General features: G+C 67.0%; 1 protein-coding gene. It reads right to left on the minus strand.

Features of this window, described 5'->3' with window-relative positions; translation table 11 throughout:
* Nucleotides 1-203 (minus strand): endo-1,4-beta-xylanase (locus tag OQ02_RS39975; protein ID WP_197043740.1); only part of this gene is annotated, 203 nt, incomplete at both ends.

Raw genomic sequence — 203 nt, forward strand, 5'->3', positions numbered from 1 at the left:
CGCCACGAGTCGGTGTCCCGGATGCCCCACACCGTGATGCCGGCGCAGCGCGCCACGGCCAGGCAGGCCTTCACCACGCGCTCGTAGTTCGACGCCTGCGCCGAACCCGAACCCTCGATGTCCAACTCGGTGATCTGCACGTCCACACCGAGGTTCGCGAAGTTCTGCAACGTGGTCTGGTAGTTGGACGGCACCGGGCTCTG

Origin of the sequence: Saccharothrix sp. NRRL B-16314 (assembly GCF_000716595.1) — a bacterium.
In the GTDB taxonomy this organism is placed as follows: domain Bacteria; phylum Actinomycetota; class Actinomycetes; order Mycobacteriales; family Pseudonocardiaceae; genus Actinosynnema.